Annotated in this window: 30 protein-coding genes; 16 read left to right on the top strand and 14 right to left on the bottom strand. The window is 68.3% G+C overall.

Translation table 11 applies throughout. From position 1 onward, the window contains the following. The first annotated feature begins 524 nt into the window (after window positions 1-524). Complete coding sequence (locus ACWGE0_RS33570; RefSeq protein ID WP_452264919.1) at window positions 525-1,124, top strand: DUF2537 domain-containing protein; 600 nt, start codon at window positions 525-527, stop codon at window positions 1,122-1,124. 21 nt (window positions 1,125-1,145) lie between these two features. Here the strand turns inward: ACWGE0_RS33570 and ACWGE0_RS33575 are convergent, their stop codons facing one another. Then, window positions 1,146-1,937, bottom strand: coding sequence for a TrmH family RNA methyltransferase (locus tag ACWGE0_RS33575; RefSeq protein ID WP_452264920.1), 792 nt, complete (start codon window positions 1,935-1,937; stop codon window positions 1,146-1,148). A 209-nt stretch (window positions 1,938-2,146) separates the two neighbouring features. Between ACWGE0_RS33575 and ACWGE0_RS33580 the strand changes: the two genes are divergently transcribed. Next, on the top strand, window positions 2,147-3,643 hold the full coding sequence (locus ACWGE0_RS33580; protein WP_452264921.1) for a glutamate--cysteine ligase: 1,497 nt from the start codon (window positions 2,147-2,149) through the stop codon (window positions 3,641-3,643). Between the two features lie 6 nt (window positions 3,644-3,649). Here the strand turns inward: ACWGE0_RS33580 and ACWGE0_RS33585 are convergent, their stop codons facing one another. Genes ACWGE0_RS33585 through ACWGE0_RS33600 form a run of 4 tightly spaced genes read right to left on the bottom strand, consistent with a single transcriptional unit; the run spans window position 3,650 to window position 7,615 of the window. After that, window positions 3,650-4,636, bottom strand: a complete 987-nt coding sequence (locus ACWGE0_RS33585) for a hypothetical protein (RefSeq protein WP_452264922.1) — start codon at window positions 4,634-4,636, stop codon at window positions 3,650-3,652. 32 nt (window positions 4,637-4,668) lie between these two features. Next, window positions 4,669-5,520, bottom strand: coding sequence for a hypothetical protein (locus ACWGE0_RS33590; RefSeq protein ID WP_452264923.1), 852 nt, complete (start codon window positions 5,518-5,520; stop codon window positions 4,669-4,671). A gap of 35 nt (window positions 5,521-5,555) precedes the next feature. Further along, complete coding sequence (locus ACWGE0_RS33595) at window positions 5,556-5,966, bottom strand: hypothetical protein (RefSeq protein WP_089949907.1); 411 nt, start codon at window positions 5,964-5,966, stop codon at window positions 5,556-5,558. After that, window positions 5,963-7,615 (bottom strand): ABC-F family ATP-binding cassette domain-containing protein, encoded by a 1,653-nt coding sequence (locus ACWGE0_RS33600; RefSeq protein WP_452264924.1) that lies wholly within the window; start codon window positions 7,613-7,615, stop codon window positions 5,963-5,965. Before ACWGE0_RS33600 ends, ACWGE0_RS33595 begins: the two co-directional genes overlap by 4 nt. Before the next feature lie 90 nt (window positions 7,616-7,705). Between ACWGE0_RS33600 and ACWGE0_RS33605 the strand changes: the two genes are divergently transcribed. Further along, the gene (locus ACWGE0_RS33605) at window positions 7,706-8,329 is read left to right on the top strand and encodes a superoxide dismutase (protein WP_319971459.1); all 624 of its coding nucleotides are present in this window, start codon (window positions 7,706-7,708) and stop codon (window positions 8,327-8,329) included. Between the two features lie 136 nt (window positions 8,330-8,465). Here ACWGE0_RS33605 and ACWGE0_RS33610 read toward each other — a convergent pair whose 3' ends face one another. After that, window positions 8,466-9,230, bottom strand: a complete 765-nt coding sequence (locus tag ACWGE0_RS33610; protein WP_452264925.1) for an ABC transporter permease — start codon at window positions 9,228-9,230, stop codon at window positions 8,466-8,468. Window positions 9,231-9,291: 61 nt separating this feature from the next. On the opposite strand from ACWGE0_RS33610, the gene ACWGE0_RS33615 reads away from it, so the two are divergent. Together ACWGE0_RS33615 and ACWGE0_RS33620 are read left to right on the top strand one after the other, a co-directional pair. Then, entirely contained in the window at window positions 9,292-9,756 is a 465-nt protein-coding gene (locus tag ACWGE0_RS33615; RefSeq protein WP_452264926.1) for a DUF6247 family protein, read from the top strand. 58 nt (window positions 9,757-9,814) lie between these two features. Then, a complete protein-coding gene (locus tag ACWGE0_RS33620; RefSeq protein ID WP_452264927.1) occupies window positions 9,815-10,117 on the top strand; it encodes a hypothetical protein in 303 nt (100 codons plus the stop codon). Here the strand turns inward: ACWGE0_RS33620 and ACWGE0_RS33625 are convergent. Then, on the bottom strand, window positions 10,114-10,377 hold the full coding sequence (locus ACWGE0_RS33625) for a DUF2530 domain-containing protein (protein WP_452264928.1): 264 nt from the start codon (window positions 10,375-10,377) through the stop codon (window positions 10,114-10,116). The genes ACWGE0_RS33620 and ACWGE0_RS33625 overlap by 4 nt on opposite strands. Window positions 10,378-10,393: 16 nt before the next feature. Here ACWGE0_RS33625 and ACWGE0_RS33630 point away from each other — a divergent pair, with 16 nt between their 5' ends. Genes ACWGE0_RS33630 through ACWGE0_RS33640 form a run of 3 tightly spaced genes read left to right on the top strand, consistent with a single transcriptional unit; the run spans window position 10,394 to window position 13,614 of the window. Beyond that, window positions 10,394-11,827, top strand: coding sequence for an NCS2 family permease (locus ACWGE0_RS33630; protein WP_452264929.1), 1,434 nt, complete (start codon window positions 10,394-10,396; stop codon window positions 11,825-11,827). Window positions 11,828-11,867: 40 nt separating this feature from the next. After that, a complete protein-coding gene (locus ACWGE0_RS33635; RefSeq protein ID WP_452264930.1) occupies window positions 11,868-12,293 on the top strand; it encodes a MarR family winged helix-turn-helix transcriptional regulator in 426 nt (141 codons plus the stop codon). 4 nt (window positions 12,294-12,297) lie between these two features. Further along, window positions 12,298-13,614 carry an MFS transporter gene (locus ACWGE0_RS33640; RefSeq protein ID WP_452264931.1) on the top strand — a complete coding sequence of 439 codons (1,317 nt, stop codon included), beginning with the start codon at window positions 12,298-12,300 and terminating at the stop codon, window positions 13,612-13,614. A gap of 179 nt (window positions 13,615-13,793) precedes the next feature. On the opposite strand, the gene ACWGE0_RS33645 is transcribed toward ACWGE0_RS33640, so the two are convergent. Together ACWGE0_RS33645 and ACWGE0_RS33650 are read right to left on the bottom strand one after the other, a co-directional pair. Further along, window positions 13,794-16,568, bottom strand: coding sequence for a sacsin N-terminal ATP-binding-like domain-containing protein (locus ACWGE0_RS33645; RefSeq protein WP_452264932.1), 2,775 nt, complete (start codon window positions 16,566-16,568; stop codon window positions 13,794-13,796). Then, a complete protein-coding gene (locus tag ACWGE0_RS33650; protein WP_452264933.1) occupies window positions 16,565-17,302 on the bottom strand; it encodes a DUF3027 domain-containing protein in 738 nt (245 codons plus the stop codon). The genes ACWGE0_RS33645 and ACWGE0_RS33650 overlap by 4 nt, the downstream gene beginning before the upstream one ends. A 58-nt stretch (window positions 17,303-17,360) precedes the next feature. Here ACWGE0_RS33650 and ACWGE0_RS33655 point away from each other — a divergent pair, with 58 nt between their 5' ends. The 3 genes from ACWGE0_RS33655 to ACWGE0_RS33665 are packed head-to-tail and all read left to right on the top strand — an operon-like array spanning window position 17,361 to window position 20,085. Further along, complete coding sequence (locus ACWGE0_RS33655; RefSeq protein ID WP_452264934.1) at window positions 17,361-18,113, top strand: glutaminyl-peptide cyclotransferase; 753 nt, start codon at window positions 17,361-17,363, stop codon at window positions 18,111-18,113. 3 nt (window positions 18,114-18,116) lie between these two features. Then, complete coding sequence (locus tag ACWGE0_RS33660) at window positions 18,117-19,619, top strand: MFS transporter (protein ID WP_452264935.1); 1,503 nt, start codon at window positions 18,117-18,119, stop codon at window positions 19,617-19,619. Window positions 19,620-19,629: 10 nt separating this feature from the next. After that, window positions 19,630-20,085: a DUF2771 family protein gene (locus tag ACWGE0_RS33665; protein ID WP_452264936.1), complete on the top strand. Its 456-nt coding sequence runs from the start codon at window positions 19,630-19,632 to the stop codon at window positions 20,083-20,085. Between the two features lie 10 nt (window positions 20,086-20,095). Here the strand turns inward: ACWGE0_RS33665 and ACWGE0_RS33670 are convergent, their stop codons facing one another. After that, the gene (locus tag ACWGE0_RS33670; RefSeq protein ID WP_452264937.1) at window positions 20,096-20,683 is read right to left on the bottom strand and encodes an HD domain-containing protein; all 588 of its coding nucleotides are present in this window, start codon (window positions 20,681-20,683) and stop codon (window positions 20,096-20,098) included. Window positions 20,684-20,696: 13 nt separating this feature from the next. Continuing rightward, entirely contained in the window at window positions 20,697-21,086 is a 390-nt protein-coding gene (locus ACWGE0_RS33675; protein WP_319971472.1) for a cold-shock protein, read from the bottom strand. Window positions 21,087-21,211: 125 nt separating this feature from the next. Here ACWGE0_RS33675 and ACWGE0_RS33680 point away from each other — a divergent pair, with 125 nt between their 5' ends. Then, complete coding sequence (locus ACWGE0_RS33680; RefSeq protein WP_452264938.1) at window positions 21,212-21,415, top strand: hypothetical protein; 204 nt, start codon at window positions 21,212-21,214, stop codon at window positions 21,413-21,415. Here ACWGE0_RS33680 and ACWGE0_RS33685 read toward each other — a convergent pair. After that, on the bottom strand, window positions 21,387-22,004 hold the full coding sequence (locus ACWGE0_RS33685; protein ID WP_452264939.1) for an HAD family hydrolase: 618 nt from the start codon (window positions 22,002-22,004) through the stop codon (window positions 21,387-21,389). The genes ACWGE0_RS33680 and ACWGE0_RS33685 overlap by 29 nt on opposite strands. Window positions 22,005-22,056: 52 nt before the next feature. On the opposite strand from ACWGE0_RS33685, the gene ACWGE0_RS33690 reads away from it, so the two are divergent. Both ACWGE0_RS33690 and ACWGE0_RS33695 read left to right on the top strand, forming a co-directional pair. Next, window positions 22,057-22,614, top strand: coding sequence for a TetR family transcriptional regulator (locus tag ACWGE0_RS33690; RefSeq protein WP_452264940.1), 558 nt, complete (start codon window positions 22,057-22,059; stop codon window positions 22,612-22,614). 63 nt (window positions 22,615-22,677) lie between these two features. Continuing rightward, window positions 22,678-23,883: an Nramp family divalent metal transporter gene (locus ACWGE0_RS33695; RefSeq protein ID WP_452264941.1), complete on the top strand. Its 1,206-nt coding sequence runs from the start codon at window positions 22,678-22,680 to the stop codon at window positions 23,881-23,883. Here the strand turns inward: ACWGE0_RS33695 and ACWGE0_RS33700 are convergent. Beyond that, entirely contained in the window at window positions 23,862-24,818 is a 957-nt protein-coding gene (locus ACWGE0_RS33700) for a Gfo/Idh/MocA family protein (protein ID WP_452264942.1), read from the bottom strand. The genes ACWGE0_RS33695 and ACWGE0_RS33700 overlap by 22 nt on opposite strands. 22 nt (window positions 24,819-24,840) lie before the next feature. On the opposite strand from ACWGE0_RS33700, the gene ACWGE0_RS33705 reads away from it, so the two are divergent. Beyond that, window positions 24,841-25,215, top strand: a complete 375-nt coding sequence (locus ACWGE0_RS33705) for a YccF domain-containing protein (protein WP_452264943.1) — start codon at window positions 24,841-24,843, stop codon at window positions 25,213-25,215. A 57-nt stretch (window positions 25,216-25,272) separates the two neighbouring features. Here the strand turns inward: ACWGE0_RS33705 and ACWGE0_RS33710 are convergent, their stop codons facing one another. After that, the gene (locus ACWGE0_RS33710) at window positions 25,273-25,665 is read right to left on the bottom strand and encodes a VOC family protein (protein ID WP_452264944.1); all 393 of its coding nucleotides are present in this window, start codon (window positions 25,663-25,665) and stop codon (window positions 25,273-25,275) included. 117 nt (window positions 25,666-25,782) lie between these two features. Here ACWGE0_RS33710 and ACWGE0_RS33715 point away from each other — a divergent pair, with 117 nt between their 5' ends. After that, complete coding sequence (locus tag ACWGE0_RS33715; RefSeq protein WP_452264945.1) at window positions 25,783-26,268, top strand: DUF3558 family protein; 486 nt, start codon at window positions 25,783-25,785, stop codon at window positions 26,266-26,268. Window positions 26,269-26,271 lie beyond the last annotated feature (3 nt).

The following is a 26,271-nucleotide window of genomic DNA, read 5'->3' on the forward strand; positions in this document are numbered from 1 at the left end:
TCGCCGCCCTTGGGTGGGGGGGTGGGCCCCCACTGGGGGTTGGGGGGCTAACCGCCCCCCACGACTCCGCCGCCGCCCGGCCCAAGCCGGGCGGCCTCGCCTTCTCGGGCAGGCCCGGAACGGCACGCACCCGCCACGGCAACGCAAAGGCGGGCGCGTCGGCACCTCGCCACGCTGGGTGCACCCACGTGCGATGCCGCGCCGGGAACTCTGTCGGTATGACCGCGCCGGGAACTCTGTTGGTATTGCCGCGCCGGGTGAGCCCGCGTAGTGATGCCTCGATGGGTAGCGGTGCATCCCCACGCCTCGTCAATGCCCACGCAACCACGCTGGAACGCGACCACTCGCACGCAAGGCAACCAACCCCGCTGGAACGCGACCCGACAACGCAGCAGGACCACCGCCAGCCGCCCCGCACGCAACCCGCCCCGAACAAGTCGCCCCCCAGTTGAACTCGTCCGTTCTCCCCTCCACCCCCGTCCGATAGGTTCTGCGCGAGGCCCCGAAAGACCGAGGGAGAGTTCGTGGAGTTGCGAGTCCGGGACGGCCGCGCCGTGCTCGCCGGCGAGGACGAGTCCGGTGAGCGCGAGGTCGATCCGCACAGCCTGCCCCTCGGCGCCGACCTGGCCGAGGCGCTGCACGAGTGGGCGAAGGTCGCCGACGCGGTGGTGCGCACCGAGACGCCGGCGGACGGTGTGGCCAGTGCGCTGGTCACGCGCAGAGGCAAGCAGCTCGCGGGGCGGATCGCGGCGGTCATGAACTCCCCGATCAGCTACACCGACCCGGTCAGCGGGGAGTTGGTGAGCGTCGACGCCCCTGAAGCCCCGGTCAAGGCCGAACCGACGCCGCCTGAGCCCTCCGAGCCGGAGCCCACGCCGTGGGGCACCGGGCTCACGGTCAGCATCATCACCGCGGCGATCGTCACCGTGACCGTGGTGTCGTTGTCGCTGGGCCTGGGCGAGACCAGCCGGTGGCTCGCGCTGGTCGCGAACGTGCTGGTGGTCGGCGGTCTGGCGCCGTCCGTCTGGCTGGGCCGCAGGGTGCCGGTGTGGCGCTGGGTCGCTTACGGCGTGGTCACGGGTGTGCTCGTGGCCTGGCTCGCGCTGATCCTGACGCTGCTTTAGAAAGCAACGCGTAGAACGGCCCTAGAGCAACGCGTAGAACGCCACTGCGCCTGCGGTGGCGACGTTCAGGGAGTCCACGCCGGACGACATCGGGATCCGCACGGCCACGTCGGCGGCGTCGATGGCTTCCTCGGTGAGGCCCGGGCCTTCCGAGCCCAGCAGCACCGCGACGCGGCGGCCGCGCAGGCCTGCGTCCGCCAGATGCAGGGCGGAGGCGCGCGGGGTCAGAGCGGCAACTGTGAACCCCTTGTGCCGCAACATGTTCAGCGCCGCGGGCCATTCATCCGTGGTAGCGAACGGCACGCGCAGCACGTGGCCCATCGACACCCGCACGCTGCGTCGATACAGCGGATCGCTGCATCCCGGGCCCAGGACCACGCCGTCCACGCCCAGGGCGGCGGCGTTGCGGAAGATCGAACCCAGGTTCTCGTGGTCGCCGACGCCTTCGAGCACGGCCAGGCGCTGGGCAGTGGAGGCCAGCACCTCCAAAGACACCGCCGGAGCGCGGTCGGCGGCGGCCAGCACGCCGCGGTTCAGGTGGAATCCCACGACTGACGCCATCAGCTCGGCGGACGTCACGTAGGCGGGAACGTCCAGGTCGGAGAGGTCCAGCGCCTCGATCCGCCGGCGCACGCCGAGCAGCCCGCGCACCGGGTACGGCGATGCCAGCAGGCGTTCCACCACCACGACGCCCTCGGCGATGACGAGACCTCGCCCTCCCGGCCGGTCAGGCCTGCGGTCGGCCGTCGAGAGGTCGCGGAAGTCGTCCAACCTCGCATCAGCCGGGTCGTTGATCTCGATCACCTTCGCCACGCCGGAAGTTTCGCATCCTGCGTGATGTGGAACAGGCCAGGTAGTCCGGAGGGCGGAACGGCGCACGCCCGACCAGCGGATGATCGCTGGTTGTTACCTCGACGTGACAGAGAGCACCGTTTTGGGCGATGTAAACAAGGTTTCCGCTGTGTCACGTTGGGCGTTCCGCCTGGCCCGCGCCCACCAGCGCCGAGCGAAGGGGTAGCGGCATGGGAAGTGAAGTGTCCAGCCGCACGTTCACCAGAGACGATCGCCAGCGTTATCGCGAGAAGATGCAGCGAAGTCTCGACGCGTTGGCCACGATGTTGGCCGAAGACACATTTTCCTTTCCCCGTCGGCAGATGGGGCTCGAGATCGAGTTGAACCTCGTCGACGACGCGATGCGGCCGGCGATGGCGAACTCGGAGGTGCTCGAGAAGATCGACGACCCCTCCTACACGCTCGAGCTGGGACAGCAGAACCTGGAGATCAACGTCCCGCCGCGCGAGCTCGCGGGGGGTGAAATGCTTGGCTTGGAAGAGGAACTGCGCGCATCGCTCGACAACGCGGACTCGAAGGCCAACGACGTCGGCGCGAACCTCGCCATGATCGGCTTGCTGCCGACGTTGCGGGAGAGGCACTTCGACCGCAAGTGGCTCTCCGAGGCACCGAGATACGCGCTGCTCAACGACACCATCTTCAAGGCCCGCGGCGAAGAGATGGTGCTGCACATGGAAGGTCCGGCGATGCCGGGCAAGAACCCGGAGAAGCTGCTCAGCTACGCCGAGTCGATCCTGCCCGAGGCCGCGTGCACATCGGTTCAGCTGCACCTGCAGGTCGAACCGACGCACTTCGCCGCGCACTGGAACGCCGCGCAGTGCCTGGCAGGGGTTCAGGTCGCCATCGCCGCGAACTCGGCTTTCCTGCTGGGCAAAGCCCTCTGGCACGAGACCCGGATCCCGCTGTTCCAGCAGGCCACCGACACCCGCCCGGACGAGCTGAAGAACCAGGGCGTCCGTCCGCGCGTGTGGTTCGGTGAACGGTGGATCACGTCGATCTTCGACCTGTTCGAGGAGAACGTGCGCTACTTCCCCAGCCTGTTGCCCGAAACCGACGACGAGGACCCGATCGAGACCCTCGAAGCCGGTGGCGCGCCTCGTCTTTCCGAGCTGCGCCTGCACAACGGCACGATCTGGCGCTGGAACCGCCCGGTCTACGACGTCGTCGACGGTGTGCCGCACCTGCGCGTCGAGAACCGCGTCCTGCCAGCGGGACCCACGGTGCTCGACACGATGGCCAACGCCGCCTTCTTCTACGGCACCCAGCGCGCGCTCGCCGCCCAGGAACGTCCACTGTGGACTCAGATGTCGTTCCAGGCGGCGGAGGAGAATCTCTACACCGGCGCCCGGCACGGCATGCACGCCCAGCTGTACTGGCCGGGCATCGGCTGGATCCCGCCGGACGAGCTGGTGCTGCGCCGACTCCTGCCGATGGCGCACGAGGGCCTGCGCGAGTGCGGTGTCTCCGACGAGGCCCGTGAGCGCTACCTCGGCGTGATCGAGCAGCGCTGCCTCGCACGGCGCACAGGATCGTCGTGGCAGCGGGAAACCGTTGCACTGCTCGAGGAACGCGGCCTGTCGAGGGACGCGGCCCTGAGCGGCATGCTCAAGCGGTACATGGAGCTGATGCACGCGGGCGAACCCGTGCACACGTGGCACGTGGGTTAGGTACAGCTAGGGGCGCAGCTTCTCCAGGAACGTCCCCCACACGGCCTTGGGCAGGCCGGCGTCAACGGCGCCGCCGGCCTCGTCCCCGCCGACGTACACCGCCACCGCGAGCTCCGGGGTGTACCCGGTCATCCACGCGTGCCTGGTCGAAGCCGGTTCCAACGGCCACACACCAGCACGGCACGCCATGTAGGGGTCGTTGCCGCAAGCGGGGTCGTCTCGGAGCACCTTGGTGACCTGCTGGGCGATCTCCTTGCTGCGCGCCGGATCCCGGTCGAACGCGGGCTGCGGCGTGTCCAGCGCCTGGTAGAGCGTCGCACCGTGCACGTCGGTCACGTGCGTGATGAAGTGAGCGTCCCGGTGCACGCCGTCCGCAGCGAACGTCGCCTGAGCCGACGCCAGATCGAGCGGCCGCAGCACACCACCCGCACCGTCGAGCAGCTTCGTCCGGGTGCCCTCGACATCCGCGAACTCCGGCACACCGGCTCGATGCGCGATGGCGATCGCCCGCTGCGCGTCGCCCTCCCCGAGCGCCTTGCCCTCCTGCACCGCCGCGACGGCGGTGAACGGGAAGAACACCGAACCGGGCTCCTTCACCACGCCGCCCGCGAAGTCCACCGCGGGATCACCGCCCGGCGCGTAGGCCCTCACCGCGCCACGGGCGGGATCGACAGCGGTCACCGATGCCTTGGCCGCCGACCTCTCCCGCATCGCCGCCGCAGCAGCGGACTGCGCCCTCGCGTCGATCGTCGTCACCACGACGGCACCGGTGTTGCGCAGCTGGTCCAGCGACAACGACGCCCGCACCGCGAGCTCCCGGACGATCTGCCTGACCAGCGGCGTCTCCGGCTCGCCTGACCGCCACAGCTCCGAGGCGTCCGCGTACTGCAACACCACATAGCGCGGCTCCGGTTCGTCGAACCGTTCCCACACCACCGCCGCAACGGCACCGACGAGAACCAGCACACCCAGAACAGGAAGAAGTCGCCTCATCTGATCCCCCAGAACACGATTTCGGCCGGCTCTCACCCTGCCAGCGACGCCAGGAACTCCTGCCAGGCGACCCTGGCCATGTCCGCGTCGGTCGTGGCCCCGGCCTGGTCCACGAACACCGTGACCGCGAGCTGCGGCGTGTAGCCGGCCGTCCACTGGCGGCCGTCAGGCACGCAGGCGATCCCGTTGCAACCGGACTTCTCCTTGAGCCGCGCGGTGACCCGGTCCGCCACCTGCCGGTCGAACGCGACGTCGGCGATGCCCACCTTGCGGTACAGCAGCGAACCGTCGGCGCCGGTGACCGAGGTGACGAAACGCGGCGTGTGCTTGATGCCCCCACCGGCCAAAGCCGCGTATGCCGCCGTCACGTCCAGCGGGCTCATCTGCGCTCGCACCAGGTCCGGCACGCCCGCGTCGGCGAACGGGCGGACGATCTCGGGCGTCAGTGCCCGCGGCTCGCCCCCGGCCAGATCGGTGGCCCGGCTGAGTCCCAGGTACACCCGCACTTCGCCCGAACTCGGATCGATCGCGGTCACCGACGCGCCCAGATCCCGCTGCCCTGGAGCGACCAGCTTCCCCACGACGGCGGCGGCCACCGTCTGCGCCTTCGCGTCGATCGTCGTCTGAACCACGGCGCCACTGGTCCGGAGCCGGTCGAGCGACAGCCCCTGTTCCTCGAGCTCCGCGAGCACCCGGCGCACGAGGTACGGCCGCGGATAGCCGTCGGTACTGCTCCACAGCCTGGAGCCGTCCACGTACTGCAGGACGACCCCCAGCGACGGCGGCGGCGCGGGTCGGGGAGGTTCAGGCCTCAGCCACACCACCGCACCGACCAGCGCCGCGACCAGAACCAGCGCGCCGAAACTCGGCAGAAAACGCTTCATGAAACTCCCCCAGAGTTCATCCCCCGGGGCCTAATTTAGCGGCGACGGCCTGACTTCAGGGGTGCTACGTCCGCACCGTCGTGGGAGATCCGGCATTCGTCCGGCGTCACGGCCTCGACGGCCAGCGTCAACTCGCCCTTCACACCCGTGTAGATCGACTCGCCGCGGGACGCCAGGGAGGCGTGCACCCGGTTCGAGTCGGTGAAGTCGCGCTCGTCCTTGACCCGCTTCTTGCCGGTCTCCTCGGGCCTGGTGGCGCTGCGGAGGTTGACCTCCAGCCACGCCGCGACCTCGGCTGGCGAGGTCAGCACTTCCTCAGGCGTGCGCTCGAGCCGGACCTGCCGAGGAGAAGCGTGGTCGAGGGACGTGTGCTCCACATAGGCGTGCCAGTGGGTGTTGCGCATTGACCAGGTCTGTTCGACCGGCCAGTCCTCCTCGGTGGTCATGACTCATATCTTCCACCCTTAACACGAGGAAACGTGAGGAGGTCACTAACGTTGATCTCGCGATCCACCCGCACGGCCGATGCGAGCCGCCGATCGTGCGTGACCAGCAACAACGTGCCCTCGTAATTTTCCAACGCCTGTTCCAGTTGTTCGATGGCAGGCAAATCGAGATGATTCGTAGGTTCGTCGAGCACCAAACACGTAGTGCCACGAGCTTGCAACAAGGCCAAGCCCGCACGGGTCCGTTCGCCCGGTGAGAGCTCGCGCGCCGGCCGCAGCACGGCGTCGGCGCCCAGCCGGAACTTCGCGAGCAACGTGCGCACCTCGACGTCCTGCAGCCCCGTCGCGCCGGCCACGATCCGCAACGCCGAGTCGTTCGAAGCGAACTCCGCGCGGAGCTGGTCGACCTCGCCGACGACGACACCGGGCCCGATCGAACGGTCACCGGAGACCAGCGGGATGCGGCCGAGCAGCGCGCCGAGCAGCGTCGACTTGCCGGAGCCGTTCGGTCCGGTGATCCGCCAGCGCTCGCCCGCGCCGATCGTGAGGTCGATCGGCCCGAGCGTCACGTCACCGCGGCTGACCACGGCCTGCCGCAACGTGAACGCCACCGAGCTGCCCCGCCCGGCCGACGGCAGGGTGAGCCGCAGTTCCCACGCCTCGCGCGGTTCCTCGACCTCGTCCAGCCTGGCCAGCTGACGGTCCACAACGGACGCTTTCGCGGTCAGGCCCTCCGCTCCCCGCTTGTGAGCCGCACGGACGTTCTTGTCCGGCTCGTCGTTGCGCGCCTTGGCACTGGTCGCACGCCGCACGCCCTGCCGCGACCACTCCCTGACCTGACGGCTGCGCTGCACCAACGAGTCGCGCTTGACCGAGTAGGCCTCGTACTCCTCCTGGGCCCGGCGGCCCGCGTTCGCCTTCTCCTCGACGTAGGCCTCCCAGCCGCCACCGAACACGGTGAGCTGGTGCGAGAACTCGTCGAGCTCGGCGATCGCGGTCGTGGTGCGCGCCAGGAACTCCCGGTCGTGGCTCACCAGCACGATCGCGCCCGGATACCCGCTCACGTGGGACTCCAGAAGGTCGAGCCCGGTGGCGTCGAGGTCGTTCGTCGGCTCGTCGAGCAGCAGCACGTCCGCCCGAGTCAGCAACACCGCGGCGAGCCGGAGCCGCGCCTGCTGCCCGCCGGACAACTCGTCCGGCGCACGGCCGTCGAGCAGATCCGCAGGCAGCCCAAGGCGTTCGCAGACGGCGTCCGCACGTTCGTCGAAGTCACCGGCACCGATCGCGGTCCAGTGGTCGAGCGCGTCCGGGTAGTCCGCGCCTCCACCATCGCCGAGCGCCTCGGCCGCACGTTGCAGCCACGCCTCCGCTTCGGCGACGGCGGTGCGGCGCGCGAGGTGGTCACGCAGCGACTCTCCAGCAACGTGGAGGGTCTCCTGCGTCAGGTGCGCGACGGTTCCAGTGCTTGAGACAGATCCGGTCTCCGGACTCAGCTCACCGGACAGCAGGCGCAGCAAAGTCGACTTGCCGACACCGTTGGGCGCGATCAGACCGACGCGGTCACCAGGCGAAACATCGAAATCAACCTCCGAGATCACGGTCCTCGGACCGAACGACAGCGAAATGTTCCTGGCTGTCAGCACGGACACGCTTCTGACGTTACGTGCCCCCGCAACTGGTTAACTGGCGTTGTTGCCAGTAAGTTGCAAGTACCAAGTGATTGCAAATGGGGAGTTGTCATGGCCCAGTACGTGCTGCCGGATCTCGACTACGACTACGGCGACCTGGAGCCCGCGATCATCGGCGAGATCAACGAGCTGCATCACGGCAAGCACCACGCGGCGTACGTGAAGGGTGCGAACGACACGCTCGAGCAGATCGAGGAAGCCCGCGACAAGGAGTCCTTCGGCTCCATCGTCGGCCTCGAGACCACGCTGGCGTTCCACCTGGCAGGCCACGCGCTGCACCAGGTGTGGTGGAAGAACCTCTCGCCCAACGGCGGCGACAAGCCGGTCGGCGAACTCGCGGCCGCGATCGACGAGCACTTCGGGTCGTTCGACAAGTTCCGCGGTCAGCTCAACGCGGCGGCGTCCTCGATCCAGGGTTCCGGCTGGGGCATCCTCGCGTGGGAGCCGATCGGCCAGAAGCTGGTCACGCTGCAGCTCAAGGACCACCACTCCAACCTGTCGATCGCGACCACGCCGCTGCTGGCGTTCGACATCTGGGAGCACGCGTACTACCTGCAGTACCGCAACCTGAAGGCCGACTACATCTCGGCGCTGTGGAACGTCGTCAACTGGGAGGACGTCTCCGCCCGCTTCGAGGCGGCGCGCGCCGGCCAGAACGGCCTGCGGCTCGGCTGACGGTTCGAGACTTCGGCGGTGGGTGCTCCGACAAAGCTTCCCGCTCGCCGAACACGACGAGGCCCCCGCTCTGCCCAGAGCGGGGGCCTCGTCCGTTCCCGAACTGACTGCCGCTCCCACCACGAAGCGACGAGACTTAGGTTAGCCTAACTTCGCTACCTTGGGAAGCCCTCCTGATCAAACCCCTCGCGACCAGCTCGACCACGGTGGCGACAGCGGCCACCTCGACCGCGAGCAAGGCGAGCAGGACCACGATCTGCAGTGCGCCGGCCTGCCACACGGGAGCCCCGCCCAGGAGCATCCCGACAAAAGCACCCGGAAGGGTGACAAGCCCGACCGTCCTCGTCTGGTCGAGCGCCGGCAGCAACGCCTCCGCCGCCGGGTGACGGATGAGAAACCTCGCCGCCGCCGGCTCCGTGAACCCCAACGCCAGCGCAGCCTCGTACTCGCCGTGGCGGTCCTTGAGGGTGTCGAGGGCCCTTCTGACCGAGAGGGTGGTCGCGGTCATCGCGCCACCGATCAGGATGCCGCCGACCGGGATCAGCGCGATGCCCTGCACCGGCAGCAGGCCGATGGCGATCAGCAGGCCGAGCGCGGGCACGGGACCGATCAGGATCGCGACCGCCACCCACGCGCCTTTCCAGCCGGTCTCGGTGCGGCGGGCCGAGGTCGCGGTGGCCACGATCGCCATGACGGCGAGGAACACGCCGGTGAGGCCCAGGTGCGTCAGCACGAACGTGATCACGGCGCTGACCGCGGCGAGTTGCGCGACAGCCCTGGCGGCCGCGGTGAGGAACGGCTGCGGCTTGGTGAGCCTCGTCGCCCAGGCCGCCGCCGCGGCGGCGGCCGTGAAGAAGACGCAGACGACCAGCAGCCGGACCCAGTCGGTGGCGTCGATCATGGCCGTGATCACACCCGATCGTGCAGTTGCCAACAATGCTGAATAAGTTCAGAATTGCAGGGTGACTGTCAACGAAGTGCAGTGGAGCGAGCTGGCTCGCGACCCGAAGAGCGTCGCCGCCATCGCCGACCAACATGAAGTGCGCGTCAAGCGCCGCGATGGGGCCGATCTACTGCTCGTGCGGGCCGACCACCACCAGTACCGCCACAGCGCAGCTGTCACGGCGGCCCGCGCGATGCGTTCCGTGTTCCGGCATGCAGGCCCCGACGCCGTGGGGGATGCGTTGCTGGACGAGTTCCCCTGGATCGCGGTGTTGCCGAAGTCCGACCGTGCGGAGTTCGTGCAGGAGTTCATCCAGGCTATCCAAGCGTCCGCAGAGCTCGGCCAGTGGTCCCTGCTCGCACAGGTCATGCACGAGTGGGCCAACACAGCCATCGTGCACGCGGACCCTGAGCTGCATCGTGCGCTCAGCACCCCGATCACCACCGATGACCTCGACCCGGCCCCTTCTTCTGAGAACGAGTGAGCATTTGCCAGCGAAGCGCGGCGATCGTGCCGCCCCGCCACAACGTCCAGGTGGTTACGTGGCACGGTTCGCCACCACCCCAGCAGCCAAAGGATGGGAAGAACTCTGTCGCACCGCCGCGTCGAACGCTTGGGACGCATGGGTCGCTCTGACTGAACGCCCCACTTCTCCTCCGGAGAACAGTTCCCGCCAGCACCGGCTCAAAGGCGATCTGGCGCGCTTGACGGTGGATGGCGTCGAGCTCGACCAGTGGCAATACGAGGTCACCGCGGGAGGACGTATCTGGTACGTCACCGCGGAAGAGCGAAAGACTGTTTGGCTCACCTGGGCCGGCACCGGCCATCCGAAGCTGACCGACTAGGCGTCGTCGAGGCCCTGCTGGGCCCCACGTGATCCCCGCCTCGCGGCCCGGCGTTGCCAGTAGAAGACTCCGTACCCGATGATCCCCAGCAGACCGCCGGACAGAGTCGTCCAGAGCAGGGTGCTGTTCGAGCGGTCGACGAGCAGAACGACGAAAAACCCGAGGAACCACAGCGCGGTACCGCCCAGCACCACCGGCACGGGATCGGCCAGCCGGTGAGGCAACGGCGGTGGGTGTGGGGCGGGGTCGCGTTCGGACACATCGTAAGGAGAGCAGATGCTGGACGGGTTCTTCAAGATTTCCGAGCGCGGGTCGACCGTGGCGCGGGAAGTGCGCGGCGGTGTCGTGACGTTCTTCACGATGGCGTACATCGTCGTGCTGAACCCGCTGATCATCGGCAGCTTCGCGCCGACAGGTCCGGGAGCGCACCCTGACGTGCTCGGCAACATCCTGCCGGTCGGCCAGGTCGCGGCGGTGACGGCGCTGGTCGCAGGCGTCATGACCATCCTCTTCGGACTGATCGCGAACTACCCGTTCGCGCTGGCCACCGGCCTGGGCATCAACTCGTTCGTCGCCGTCAGCGTGGCCGCGAAGGTCAGCTGGCCGGAGGCGATGGGCCTGATCCTGGTCAACGGCCTCGTCGTGCTCCTGCTCGTGGTCACGGGTGTGCGGACCGCGGTGTTCAACGCCGTGCCGAACGAGCTGAAGGCCGCGATCGCGGTCGGTATCGGACTCTTCATCACCTTCATCGGCCTGGTCGACGCCGGCTTCGTGCGCCGCCTGCCGGACGCCGCGAACACCACGGTGCCGGTCGGGCTGGGCATCAACGGGTCGATCGCGAGCTGGCCGACGCTCGTCTTCGTGGTCGGACTCGTGGTCACCGGCGTGCTCTTCGCGCGCAAGATCAAGGGCGCGATCCTCATCGGCATCGTGAGCACCGCGATCTTCGCGATCATCCTCGAAGCCCTCGTCAAGGCGGGCCCGTCCGCGGGCGTCAACGCGAAGGGCTGGAACCTCGGCTACCCCGCGCTGCCCGACCACGTCTTCGGCGTGCCGGACCTGTCGCTGCTCGGCGACGTGTCGTTCGGCGCCTGGACGCGGCTGCCGGCGCTGGCCGCGGCCCTCATCGTCTTCACGCTGGTGCTCACCGACTTCTTCGACACGGTCGGCACGATGACCGGCCTCGGCAAGGAAGCGGACCTGATCGACAAGGACGGCCAGCTGCCGAACGTGGGCAAGGCGCTGTTCGTCGACGGCCTCGGCGCGGTGGCCGGCGGCGCCGCGTCCAGCTCGTCGAACACCGTCTACATCGAGTCGGCCTCCGGCATCGCGGAAGGCGCGCGCACGGGCCTGGCGAACGTCGTGACCGGCGTCCTCTTCCTGCTCGCCATGTTCTTCACGCCGCTCTACGAGGTGGTCCCGATCGAGGCCGCCGCCCCCGCACTGGTGATCGTCGGCGCGCTGATGATGATGCAGGTCCGCGAGATCGACTTCAGCGACTTCACCGTCGCCCTGCCCGCGTTCCTCACGATCGTGGTCATGCCGTTCACCTACTCGATCGCCAACGGCATCGGCGCGGGCTTCGTGAGCTACGTGCTGCTCAAGGCCCTGACCGGCCGCGCACGAGGAATCCACCCGCTGATGTGGATCGTGGCGGCCGCTTTCGTCGTCTACTTCGCACTGGGCCCGATCCAGGCCCTGCTCAACTGACCTTTCGGCAGGAAACTATTTCGTGAGGTATGCTAACTACGTGGCGATCGATCAGCACGGACTGGCGAGCAGGCTGAGGCTTGCCGTCGTGCGCCTCAACCGTCGCCTGCGAGCGCAGCGCACCAACTCGTCGGTGTCGCTGACCCAGGTGTCCGCGCTGTCCACACTGCACAAGTGCGGCCCGCTGACCCCAGGCGAACTAGCGGCCAAGGAAGGCGTCCAACCGCCCTCCATGACCCGAGTGATCGCCGCCCTGGAGGAGTTCGGCTTCGCCACGCGCAGCCCGCACCCCACCGACGGCCGTCAAGCCATCGTCGAGCTGACCAGCGAAGGCTTGTCGTACCTCGAAGACGAGATCACAGCCCGCGAAGCGTGGCTGGACAAGAGGCTCGCGGAGCTGCCACCCGAAGAACGGGAACTCCTCTCGCGCGCCGCCGAGATCATCGACAGGATGGCGGGGCAGTAAGGACGTGTCGGGTTACGCGGGTGGTGGAGCAGACAGTTCGCCACCTCGTCGTACCGGAATGTTCGGTTCCTTAGGCATATACAACTATCGCCTCTACGCCTCAGGCCAGATCATCTCGCTGGTAGGCGTCTGGATGCAGCGCGTGGCCCAGGACTGGCTCGTCCTGGAACTGACCAACGGCTCCCCCATAGCCCTGGGACTGGCCGCCTCCCTGCAGTTCCTGCCAGTCCTGATCCTCTCCATGTGGGGCGGCGTCCTCGCCGACCGCATGGACAAGCGCAAGTTGTTGCTGTGGCTCGAATCCGCCCTGGGCATCTGCGCACTGGCACTCGGCCTTCTAGACGTGACAGGCGTAGTAGAACTCTGGCACGTCTACGTCCTCTGCTTCCTGCTCGGCTGCTTCTCCGCAGTGGAAACCCCAGTACGTCAATCCTTCGTAGTGGAAATGGTCGGCCGCGACTCCCTGACCAACGCCGTGGCCATCAACTCGATGATGTTCAACCTGGCCCGCATCATCGGCCCGGCCATCGCAGGCGTCACCATCGTCGCCATCGGCACGGGCTGGGTCTTCCTGGCCAACGCCATCAGCTTCGTAGGCGTAGTAGGCGGCATCTGGCTGATGCGAACGTCCCAACTACAACGCTCCGACCCCGTACCGCGCGAAAAAGGCCAACTGCTCTCAGGCCTCCGCTACGTGAGAAGCCGCCCAGACCTCCTGACCGTGATGGTCCTGGTCTTCTTCATCGCCACCTTCGGCATGAACTTCTACATGACCCTGGCCATCATGGCCCGCAACGTCTTCAACGGCGACGCCGACGCCTACGGCCTGCTCTCCACCCTGATCGCAGTGGGCACCCTGGCAGGCGCAACCCTGGCCGCCAGACGAAAAACCCCACGCCTATCGGTCTTCATCGGCTCCGGCGTGCTCTTCGGCCTGTTGGAAATCGTGTCCGGCCTCATGCCCACGATGCTCCTGACAGGCCTGATGATGATCCCCGTGGGCATAGCGATGATGACCTTCAACACCACCGCGAACGCCACCATCCAACTAGCCGTAGAACCAGAAATGCGCGGCCGGGTAATGGGCATCTACATGCTCGTGTTCCTGGGCGGCAACCCAGTGGGCGGCCCGCTGATGGGCTGGCTGGGCGAGATCAACGGCCGCGCGCCGATCATCATCGGCGGCGCAGTCTCAATGCTAGTAACGATCACCGCCTGGATCATCCTGACCAAACGCGGCGACATAGCAAAACCAAGACTGCGCAAACAAAAGCAGCGACAAAACGAGACCAGCCAAGAACTACAGCCAGCGGATCGTTAGCTTTTCCAGTGCGCTCCACCTACGCAACCGGCAGCCGCCCAACGCAACAGGCGTGCCATCAACCCGCGAATGGCGCGGACCCCCTGATCAGATTGGCGGGGGTCTGGGGGCAGCGCCCCCAGGAAACGCACGCAAGGTGACCCGCCCTACGCAACCCAACCACCAACAAAACCAGCGCGTCAGCCCAACAACGTAGCGGCCGTCGGATCCCCGATCAGCGCCACAAAGGTATGCCGGTCCCCCCACCGCCCAGCCACCCAAGCCAACGCCCGAGCCAACCCCTCAGGCGTGTCAGCGGCATGCGGCACCCCGTCCGCCATCCACCACTCAACCCGCTGCCCGTCAACGAACAGCTCATCGTGCACCACGACAACCCCGTCCGGCAGCGCGACCTCGAGCAGCTCACAAGCCATCCGCACCGCCCCGAGGTCCTCCCACCGCACCACCGAACCGACATGATCCGGTGACCCGTCGAACTCCTCGGAAGCCAACGCCAGGTCCAGCAGGTCCGCCAACTCCTCAGACCCGTCAGCCAGCAGAACCCGAGAAGCCGGCACGACCCCGAGCAACCACGGGTGATCCAGCACCACGACGTCGTCCGCCGCTACAACCTCACCGCTCAACACCCGAACCCGGGCAGGCGGCACGAACTCGCAGTCCGGCAACGCGGCATGAGCCCGCAGCACCACCGCGTCCGCGACAACCCGATCCGGATCCCCCAACCGCCCCAGCACGAACTCGGCGTCGTCCTCGTCCAGGATCTCCAGCCGCGACCGCACCCCGGCGGCCCGCAGCACGTGCTCCGGCAGCTCCAGATCCGGCACCACGTCGAACAGCCCGTCCAGCAGCGAAGCCTCAGCAAGCCGGTACTCGCGCGGAGCCTTGCCGGCCAGCGTTGCGTGCCGGGCGATCCACCACCCGGTGTACCCGTCAGGCTCGGAAACAGCTCGCCAGGTAACCGGATCAGCAGCCAGCAACCTCAGCGCCGCCGGCCAGTCGGCCACCAGGTCCAGATCCCGGACCGCCACCACCCGAGTCGGCTCGTCCGGCACCGACGACCACCACGCGGCCTCGTCGGCCAGGTCGTGCTCCGGGCCAGAAGGCTCGTCGTCGACGACCACAGAAAATCCGTCGACCACCCCGACAGCGACCAGCGCGGCACGCGGATAAGTCTCGGCAATGTCCTTGGACAGCAACGGGAACGCGTCAGCCTCGACCACGCCGACCAACGGCGAGTCAGGCAGCAGCAGCTCGTCCGCCCGATGCCACTCACCGGTAGCGTCCGGCAGGGCCAACGCCCCCAGCCAAGGCTCCTCTCCAGCCCGCAGAGCCGCCCGATCCACCAACCGCAACACGGTCTCGATCAGGTCGTCGCCCTCGAGCCCGGCCTCGGCATCCTCCAACGACCGCGCCACGTTCTCGCGCAACGAAGGATCAGCCAGCAGCTCGGTCGCCCCGGCCTCAACAGCCCCCAACCGCACCAGCAACGGGTGCACGGCGTCCGGATGCACAACTCGAAGCCCTGGCAACGGTTCGTCCGCGATCAAGGTCGTCCGCGGCCCGGTGACCGTCCGCCCATCGGCCAACGGCACCGGCAGAGACTGCAGCGCCTCGCGCACGTCCGGGTCGACCTCGGCCAGAGGCGCGAACGCGGCGTAGACCTCACGCCACCACGCCGGGTCGCCGTCGGCGCCGGCCAGGGCGGCCACGACCTCGGCGGTGGTCACGCGCGGGACTTCCAGTGCTGCCAGCGCTTTGGCGTGCACCGGGGCGGAGAGTTCGGCGTCCAGCAGGCCGGGCAGGGTGTCCTCGACCAGCTCGACGAGCTCCTCGGACCCGACGTCCAGCACGCGCGCACGAGCAGGCGCGATCCATTCGCCAGAAGCCAGCGGCAGCCATTCCGCGGCACGCAACGAACGGAGCACCGCGGTCCGCAGCCGATCGTCCACTTCGGACAACGGGAACCCCGGCAGTGGCACCAGCGCGGTCCGCTCGACAGCAGGAACCCGGGCCACCAGAGCCGGGTACAACTCAGCAGCCGCGTCCAGCACCGCCCAGGCGGCCGGCCCGGGCAGAATCCGGCGCCGCGAAGGCTCGACCGGCAAAGTCGCGATCAACCGAGCAGGCAACGACAACCGCTCGTCGGTCGGCGTAGGCGCGTGCAACACGTCCTCGCCCAGCGGAGACTCCAGCGGGTAAGCCCACGAGACCGTCCACTGAGGACGCTGCTCGACCCCCTGCACCAACTCCGCGGGCAGCTCACCGACAGCACGCTCGACCAGCCAGCGCGACGACCCGACGGTGACGACGCCGTCCGCGGTGACGAAGCGTTCCCACGCCTCGGAGCCGACCTCGATCCGGCGCAGCCCCGGCAACGCCAGCAGCAGGTCCGGAACCTCGGCGGCCAGGTCCTCGAGCGAGAGCGAGACCTTCAGGGGCAACCGGACCTCGGTCGTGAACCCGTCCGGCACGACCTCGTCGACGGGCCACACCAGCCGCAGCACCGGCACGTCGCCGCCACGTTCGGACGCCAGCTCCGGCACCTCGGCACGGGTCCGCTCGGCGGAGAACTCCACGCCACCCGAGGTGGAAACGACACGCGGCGCGTCGGTGACGGTCAGCACAGCCGCGAACCCGACGCCGAACTGCCCGACCCCGGACTCCTTGGCCGAGGCGCGCAGCGAGGCCAGCGCGGCGACACCGGCGACGGTCAGCGGGGCACCGGTGTTGGCGGCCCTGAGCTCGTTGTCGACCAGCGTGATCCGCAACACGCCGGGCTCGGCACCGGACGCGTCGGCCGCGTTCTGGGCGAGCTCGACGAGCAGCCGGTCCCGGTAGCCACCGAGGCGGAGGTCTTCTTCGGCGTTCGCGTCTTCGCGGAACCGGGTGGGCGAACCACGCCAGGCGGCGACGACCGAGGTGCGCAGGGCCTCGGTGCCGAACGGGTCGGTCACTCCGAGACGTCCAGAACGTCCAGCTGGGCGTCGTCGTAGACCAGGTCGGCGACCGGCACCATCGGGCTGATGTCGACCTCGACCTGCGAGTGGGCGCCGCAGCCGTACTCGACGTGCACGACGTGGCCGTCCGCGGGCGCGATCTCGTTCGCGCACACGCCGAACGCGGCGCCGAACGCACCGGCCACGCGGGTGTAGAAGCCGCACGTGCCGCAGTGCGCGGGGGCGCTGCGGGCCATGTCGGACTTGGGGCCGAAGTCGGAGTTCACCCAGCGATCCGCGGCTTCGAGGCGGCCTTCGCGGGACAGCACGCGCGTGCGGCCGAAGCCGATCTCCAGCGCGACCTCTTCCACAGCGGGGTCGTCGGACTGCACGTAGGCCTCGATCAGGCGCGCGTCGTCCTCGCGGGGCGGCATGAGGTCACCGACGCCGAGGTCGCCGGCACGGACCCGTTCGCTCCACGGCACCCACTCGGGGGCGACGAGGGCGTCCTGGCCCGGCAGCAGCACGACCTCGCTGACCGACACCGGGGAACCTTCGCCCGCGTAGGCGACGGTCACCGCCCAGTTCCAGCCGCGGTAGCCCGCGTGCTCGGCCTCGAACAGGTGCGTGACGGAGTACTCGTCCTCACTGTGCACCCCGACGTGAGCGCCGACGCTGTCCACACCCGCCTCTTCCAGAGCGGCGGCGCGGGCGAGATCAACGGCGTCGAGGAGCATCTCAGTCGCGGTCACGTGGTGAATTGTGCCGCAGGACTTCGCCGGGACGAAAACTCGTGCCACCCTCCGTTGGGTGCGCTCACCCGTCTGGCTGGTCCTCGTCGCGGTTTTGGCTGCCTGCTCAACCCAGGAGCCAGCAAAACCGCAGGTAGAAGTCCTGCAAAAGATTCCGCACGACACGTCGGCGTTCACCCAGGGGTTGGAACTCGTCGACGGCGTCCTCTACGAGGGCACCGGCCTCGAGGGTCAGTCGACGATGCGGGCCCTCGATCCGTCGAGCGGGAACGTCCAGAAGAAGGTCGACCTCCCGCAGGACTTCTTCGGCGAGGGCATCACCGTCGTCGGCGACACCATCTGGCAGATCACCTGGCGCAACGGCGTCGCCATCGAACGTGACCGCAAGACGCTCGCCGAGACCCGCCGCGTCAGCTACGAGGGCGAGGGCTGGGGCATCTGCGACGACGGCCAGCGGCTGGTGATGAGCGACGGCACCGCGAAGCTGACCTTCCGCGACCCGAAGTCGTTCAAGGAGACCGGCAGCGTGCAGGTCACCAGGGACGGCAAGCCGGTCGAGCAGCTCAACGAACTGGAGTGCGTCGGCGGCAAGGTCTGGGCGAACGTGTGGAAGACCGACGAGATCATCCGCATCGACCCGGCCGGCGGTCAGGTCGTCAACACCTACGACCTCGCCTCGCTGAAGCCCTCCGGTGACGTGGACGTCCTCAACGGCATCGCGCACATCCCCGGAACCAACGAGTTCCTGGTCACAGGCAAGAACTGGCCGACCATCTTCCGGGTGAGGTTCAACGGGATGGGGCAGGATTGACGTGTGACCGGCGACCGCGGGTGGAGTGACGAACCGACTCCTAAGCGCTACCCGTGGCAGGACGACGAGTACCAGCCGCGGCGGCGTCGCGAGGCCGCGTCCGAACACGGTTTCGAGCCCCCGCCGCGCCGGCCCCAGAACACCCGCCCGCTGCCCAACCAGGACCAGCAGACCACCCCGACGCCCAAGCCGCCGAAGAAGCTCACGGTCACGCGCGTCGCCTGGTTCCGCGGCAAGCAGATCTCGCAGCAGGCGGTCGCGGCGTTCCGGCGCGCGGCCCACGCGGACGGCGCCGGCAAATCCGGCATGACCTCGGTCACCTACGCCGTGATGATGAACTACGCGGCCGACGCGGCGATGGCCGTGGCGCTGGCGAACACCCTGTTCTTCTCCGCGGCGTCCGCCGAGTCCAAGACCAAGGTCGCGCTCTACCTGCTGATCACCGTCGCGCCGTTCGCGTTGATCGCGCCGGTCATCGGGCCGTTGCTGGACAAGATCCAGCGAGGCCGGCGGCTCGCACTGGCCGCGTCCTGCGTGCTGCGGATCGTGCTGGCGATCGTGATGGCGCTCAACTTCGACAACTGGCTGCTGTACCCGGCGGCGCTGGGCAGCATGGTGCTGAGCAAGTCGTTCACCGTGCTCAAGTCCGCGATCACCCCGCGCGTGCTGCCGCCGGAGATCACGCTGTCCAAGACCAACGCCCGCATGACGGTCTTCGGTCTCGCGGCCGGTGCGGTGTTCGGTGCGTTCGCCGCGGGCTTCGCGCACCTGTTCGGCTCGCCGGGCGCGCTGTGGTTCACCGCCGTGCTGTGCCTGGTGAACGCGGTCGTCTGCATGAAGATCCCGTCGTGGGTCGAGGTGACCGAGGGCGAGGTCCCGGCCACCCTCACTCCCAGGCCCGCCAAGCAACGCGTGTCGCGGCACGTCGTGGTCGCGTTGTGGGGCAACGGTTCCATCCGCATGCTGACCGGGTTCCTCACGCTGTTCGCGGCCTTCGTGGTCCGCGCGCAGACCGAGGGCGACGCGGTGCGGCAGCTGTTGCTGCTCGGTGTGATCGCCGCGGCCGCGGGCATCGGCAGCTTCCTGGGCAACGCCATCGGCGCGCGCCAGCACTTCGGCAAACCGGACGAGGTGATCCTCGCCTGCGTCGGCACGGCCCTCGGCGCCACGATCGTCGCCGCGGCGCTGCCCGGCCTCACCACGGCGGCCATCGTCGGTCTGCTGGGCGCGACGGCGTCCTCGCTGGCCAAGGTGGGCCTGGACGCGGTGATCCAGGACGACCTGCCGGAGGCGTCGCGCGCGTCCGCGTTCGGCCGCTCGGAGACGATCCTGCAGCTCGCGTGGGTCTTCGGCGGTGCGCTCGGCGTGCTGCTGCCCGCGACGTTCTGGGTGGGCTTCCTGGTGCTCTCCGTGCTGCTCGCGCTGGGCCTCGCGCAGACGTGGATGTACCGCAACGGCACGTCGTTGCAGAGGCTCGTTCGCAGGCCGGCCCACGCCACCCCGTAGGCTGCCTGACGTGCGTCGACTTGCTTCTGTAATGGCCGCCAGCGTTCTCGTGCTGTCCGGATGCTCGCTCCAGCAGCACGACCCCGAGGTCACGTTCTACGCGAACGGCAAGGCCATCCGCATGGAGCCGACGATCTACTGCGACGTCGCCGGCGACAACTGCGCGGAGAAGAACGCGCCCGGTTCGCTCAAGGTGCCGGCGGGCAAGGTCGTGCAGATCTCGGTGGACGGGCAGCTCGCGGACGGCCTCTGGGAGGTCGTGTGCGTGTACGAGAACGCTGCCAAGGTGCAGGAGGGGTGCTCCTCGCCGTTGCTCGGCAAGGGCGACAACTACACCTACACGCTGGCCGTGCCGAACGACTCCGACCAGCTGCTGCGCATCGAGGTGCACGAGGCGGCCGGCGCGGTGCTGGAGACCGGCCAGCCGTTGATGCGCGGCTCGTGGGTCGTCGACATCACCCGCTGACGCACGCTGATCAGCGCCGTCCGAACGCTTCCCACCACTCGCTGGGCACGATCCGCAAAGCGCTGTCCATCAGGGCCTTGCCGGTGTCGGTGACCACCGACGCCTGCATGGTCTGGATGAAGCGCTCCATCTTCGTGATCCCCGCGGCCTGGTACTCCCGCGCCTGCAGCAGGAGTTCGAGCTTGTCCGCGTCACGCGAGCAGCGCGCTTCCGGCGTGTGGTCGTAGTTCTTCGCGGACTCGTGCTCGGCGACCAACGCCTCGATGTGCGCGGCCAGCGGCGCGGGCAGGTGCCGGACCTGGTCCGCGGCAACGGCTTCCGGCGGCACCTTCACGTCGAGGTAGAGCTTGCCGACGTACGGGATGTCGCCGATCCGCGTCTCCGGCACGTCGTGGAACAGCCCCAGCGTCGCCGCCCGGTCCGGGTTCGCGCCCTCCTGCACGGCGATCGCGTACGACAGAACGCCCACCCGGAACGAGTGGGCGGCCACCGACTCGGGGTTCTGCACCCCGGCGAACAGCCACCCCGCTCGGGGCAGGCGCTTGAGCTGGCCGACTTCGTAGAGGAACTCGACGATCCTGTCCGCGTCTGACGACATGACGCCGATCCTTTTACGGATCGATGTCCCGCGCCACCGCCCGGACGACCTCGGCGACGAGCTTCATGCTCTTCTTGTCCGACGGGTAACGGCCGCGGCGCAGGTCAGGCTGCACCTTGCTCTCCAGCAGCTTGATCATGTCCTCGATCAGGCCGTGCAGCTCCTCCGCGGGACGGCGGGTCGCCTCCACGACGGACGGCGCGGGGTCCACCAGGCGCACGGACAGCGCCTGCGGGCCACGCCGGCCTTCCGCCATGCCGAACTCGATGCGCTGGCCGGCCTTCAGACCGGTGACACCCGGAGGCAACGCCGCCTTGCGGACGTAAACGTCTTCGCCACCGTCCTGGGTGACGAATCCGAAGCCCTTCTCCGTGTCGTACCACTTGACCTTGCCGGTCGGCACCGCGCTCACCATTCCCTTGCATCTGCACAACGAACGCGCCCCAGGCGTACCCAGGACGCGTCCCACCAGAGTAGCCAGAAGACCAGGCGGAGGGCACCTCCGTTAGCGCGACTACGCTGCTGGCCATGACCGCCGTGAAACTGATGCCGCTGGCAGTGGGCGTGTTCGCCGTTGGCGTGCTCGCGATCATCGCGGTCTTCGTGCTGTTCGCCACCGGCCACAGCGACCTGCCGGTGTGGCTGAACGTGATCGCGACCTACGCCCCTGCGATCGGCCTGGGGCTCGGGATCATCGCGGTGGTCAGGAAAGCACGCCAGAAGAAGTCCTGAGCCAGTCCGGGAACTCGCGCAGGTCCTCCAGGACGACCGCGGCACCCGCTGCTGCCAGCTCGGTTCGCGAACAGGGCCCCGTGACGACGCCGACGCCCAGCGCTCCGGCCGCCTCCGCCCCGCGCATGTCGCCGACGTGATCACCGACGTAGACCGCCGCGCCGTGCAGCTTGAGCGACTCGGCCTTGCCCGTCGCCCACAGCTCGCCGTAGAGGTGATCGACCTCCCAGCCGAGCGCTTCCAGGTGCAGCGCGGCGTTCTTGCGGTACTTGCCGGTCACGACCATGGTCTGACCGCCGAGCTCCCGGACGCTCTGCAACGCCTGAGCGGCGCCAGGCAGCGCGACCGTCCCGGGGATCACGAGGTCCGGGTACAGCGCGCGGAAGAGCGTCACCAGCTCGGGGATCTCCTCCTCCGGCACGCCCATGTCGCGGTAGGTCATGTCGAGGGGCGGGCCGAGGTTCGCCGCGAAGTGCTCGCCGTCGAGGGCGTGGCCGGTGCGCGCGCCCACCTCGTTCAGCACGGCGGCCATGCCAGGTCGCGGGTCGATGAGGGTCATGTCCAGGTCGAAACCCACGGTGAACGGCACAGAACCTCACTCTACGTCTTTACAAAACCCATAACTGTGTAAAGCTGAGGGCGTGAGCGACATCACCGAGCAGTTACTGGACTCAGCTGCGGACCTGCTCGCAACCCACGGTTTCCACGGGCTGCGCATGATCGAGGTCGCCACCCGCGCAGGGGTGAGCCGACAGACCGTCTACAACGAGTTCGGCAACAAGGAGGGACTCGTCCAGGCCGTCGCGGCCCATCAGACGGAGGAGTACCTCACCGGGATCGTGACGCGGCTCAAGGAGAACCCCGATCCGTGGGAGGCGATGCGGTCGGCCTTCCGCTACACCTTCGAACGGACGGAGAAGGACCGCCTGGTCTCCGCCGTGCTGACCGGACAGGACGCCGAAGACCTGTTGCCGTTCCTCACGATCCGCGGCCATCCGGTGCTGTTCCACGCGACCGAGGTCGTCGAGCGGCACCTCATCGAGCACTTCCCCGGCCGGCACGTGCGGCTCACCGCCGAGACGACCGTGCGGCTGGCGTTGAGCCACCTGCTGATGCCGAGCGGCGATCTCGACAGCGCGATGGACGCCGTTGTAGGGGTGGCGAGGACGATGCTGGAGGCGCTTCCCCGAGGTGCTTGAGGCCACATTCCGCGAGTAGGCGGCCCCTTGTTGCAATAATCTTGCAGCAAGGGGAGGTGTCCGGTGGTCGCTGTTTCGACGCGTCTGCGTGCGGGTGCGGCGTTGCTCGGTCCGGCGTTCGTCGCCGCGATCGCGTACGTCGATCCCGGCAACGTGGCCACCAACACCGCGGCGGGCGCTCGCTACGGGTACCTGCTGGTCTGGGTGCTCGTCGTCGCGAACGTCATGGCGGGGCTCGTGCAGTACCTGTCGGCGAAGCTCGGCCTGGTCACCGGGAAGTCGCTGCCCGAGGCGGTGCGCGATCACCTGCCGCGTCCGGTGCGGCTCGCGTACTGGGGCCAGGCCGAGGTGGTCGCGATGGCGACCGATCTCGCCGAGGTGCTCGGCGGGGCGATCGCGCTGGCGTTGTTGTTCGACCTCCCGCTGCTGCTCGGTGGCGTGATCACCGGTGTCGTGTCGACGATTCTGCTGCTGGTGCAGGACAAGCGCGGGCAGAAGCCGTTCGAGCGCGTGATCACGACGATGCTGATCGTCATCGCGGTCGGGTTCATGGCGGGGCTTTTCGTGGCACCGCCATCGGTTTCCGGAGCTGTTTCCGGCTTGGCGCCGCGGTTCGACGGCGCGGACAGCGTGTTGCTCGCGGCGGGAATGCTCGGTGCCACGGTCATGCCGCACGCGGTCTACCTGCACTCGGCGCTGGCGCGCGACCGGCACGGCAGGAACCCGTCGGTGCTCGGCGCGACGAAGATCGACGTCGTCGTCGCGATGCTGCTCGCCGGCGCGGTGAACATGGCGATGTTGCTGCTCGCGGCTTCGGCGTTGCAGGGCCAGGAAGGCGTGGACACGCTCGAAGGAGCGCACGCGGCCGTCTCGGCCCAGTTGGGTGGCGGGATCGCGCTGCTGTTCGCTTTGGGATTGCTGGCTTCGGGTTTCGCGTCCACGGCCGTCGGTTGTTATGCCGGCGCGGTGGTGATGGACGGGCTGCTGCGGGTGCGGATTCCGTTGCTGGCACGCCGATTGGTGACTCTGGTGCCCGCGCTGGCGATCCTGGCGTTCGGCGTCGACCCGACGTTCGCGTTGGTGCTGTCGCAGGTCGTGCTGTCGTTCGGGATTCCGTTCGCGCTGATCCCGCTGGTGTGGCTGACCGCGCGCCGATCCGTGATGGGTTCTTTCGCGAACCGGCGCTCGGTCACCGTTGCCGCGTGCGTGGTGGCGTTCGCGGTGGTCGTGCTGAACGTGGCGCTGATCTACTTGACGGTGTCCGCGTAGGAGACGCCGAGCTGGGCCAGCGCTTCTTCGAGCGTGCGCATGACCTCCAGCGTGTTCTGCCAGGTGATCGACGGGTTCTCCGTCAGGCCGGCGGCGATGGACTCCTCGACCGCACGGATCTGGTGCGTGTAGCCCTCGTCCTCGATGGTGTGCTCGACGCCGTTGATGACGGCCTTGGTCGGGTTGTACATCGATTCGTCGATCTCGATACGCCCCTTGGTCCCGATGATCCTCGCGCTGCACCCCACGTCCGCGAGCAGCGAGCAGTTCAGCAGCGCGTGCGCACCACCGGGGTAGCCGAGCAGCAGACCGGCATCGGAGTCCACATCGGACGGTGCCTTGCCGCCCCACGCCCGGACCTCCACCGGAACACCGAGCAGCAGGTGCGTGAGCGCGACCGGGTAGACGCCGAGGTCGAGGGTCGCGCCGCCACCGGCTTCCTTGGCCCACAACCGGTCGCCGGGATCGAAGGTGTGCGCGAAGCCGAAGTCCGCGTGGACGGTGCGAATCTCGCCGATCTCACCGTTCTCGACGGCCTGGTGAACTTTGCGGATCAACGGGTTGAACCGCGTCCACATGGCTTCCATCAGGAAGAGGTTCTTCGACCTCGCCCGTTCGATCATCTCTTCGGCGTCAGCCACCGTGAGTGCGAAGGCCTTCTCGCACAACACGTGCTTGCCGGCGTCGAGCGCGGCGAGCGTGACCTCGTGGTGCTGGCCGTGCGGCGTGGCCACGTAGACGACGTCGACGTCCGGATCCGCGAGCAGATCGTGGTAGTCGCCGTACGCGCGCTCGATGCCGAACCGCTCGGCAAACGCTTGCGCACGCGTGACGTCACGCGAGGACACCGCGAGAACCGTGACGCCCTCGACTTTCAGCATGTCGGCGGTAACAGCTTGCGCGATTCCGCCCGTTGCGATCACACCCCACTTCATGAGGTGAGCTTAGGCTGGAGGCATGCGCCTCATCCTCAACGTGATCTGGCTGGTGCTCGCCGGGTTCTGGATGGCCGTCGGCTACGCGGTCGCCGGCCTCATCTGCTGCATCCTGATCATCACGATCCCGTGGGGCATCGCGTCGTTCCGGATCGCGAACTACGCGCTCTGGCCGTTCGGCCGCGAGGTCGTGGAGAAGCCGGGCGCGGGCACCGGGTCGTTGCTGGGCAACGTCATCTGGATCATCGTCGCCGGCCTCTGGCTCGCCATCGGCCACATCGTCACCGGCATCGCGCTGTGCATCACGATCATCGGCATCCCGCTCGGCATCGCCAACTTCAAGCTGGTGAAGGTCTCACTGGTGCCGCTGGGCAAGGAGATCGTCGACGTCCCGTGAGGGTCTCCCGCCCCTCATCGGGGGCGAGAAGCGGGAGACCACTCGGTGGCACGGCTGTCAGGCGTCGTCGCCCAGCAGCTCGTGCAGGCACAGGATGTTGCCCTCGGTGTCGGTGAACCACGCCGCGCGCTCGTTGCCCATGACCGCGATGTGGTTGACCGTCTTGAAGTCGGGCAGGTCGTAGTCCTCGAAGTGCACGCCCTTGTCCTCGAGCTCGCGGATCTCGGACTCCAGGTCCGGCACCTCGAAGCTGATGACGGTGTGCCCGGTCTGCGCACCCTTCTCCGCAGGCGTCAGTCCCAGCGCGTCGCCCTGACCGAGCGCGAAGATCCGCGTGCCGTCCGGCGCCGTGGTGACGGGCTTGAGCCCGAGCGCGTCGGTGTAGAAGCGCCCGGCCCGCTCCGGGTCTTCCACAGGCAGCATCGTGGTGGTCTTGGTGGCGGTGAGCATGGGGCGCCTCCTTCGACGGAATCCACCGATGTTGCGCGCGTCACACCGGATGCACAAGTGCCCTTTCACCCGTTCGTGACCTGCGGAGACAGTTGATTGCCGGAACGATTTCGCTCCGTGAACACTCCGCGCCTCGCCGTGCTCGCCGCCGCCCTCGGACTGTCCGGTTGTGGGTTCGCGGGGCCCGCGATCGAACCGATCGAACCCTTCGTCGCGCCGTCGACCACGCCCTCGGACACACCCGCGTGCCGGCTGTTCGACCCGGCCCAGCTCACCGAGCACCGGTTCCGCAACGGCTACGCCAACGCCTCCAGCTGCTTCTGGATCTCCGACGACGCCGGCGCCCTGATGATCAGCGTTCGCGAGCGCCTGACGCCGGCGCAGTACCTCGCTAAACCGAACGGGCTGAAGACCTCACCGATCACCATCGGCGAGCACTCCGGCGTGCTGGCCGAGAACAGCACGGGCCCTGGCACGTGCGGTGTCGTGCTGACCCACTCCGGCGACCTGACCTCCGCCCAGGTCCTCACCGAGGCGGGCGGCAAGGCGTGCGAGATCGCCCAGGCCGTGATGACGGTGATCGAGCCGAAGCTGCCGTCCTGAGCG

The organism is Lentzea sp. NPDC054927 (assembly GCF_053610285.1).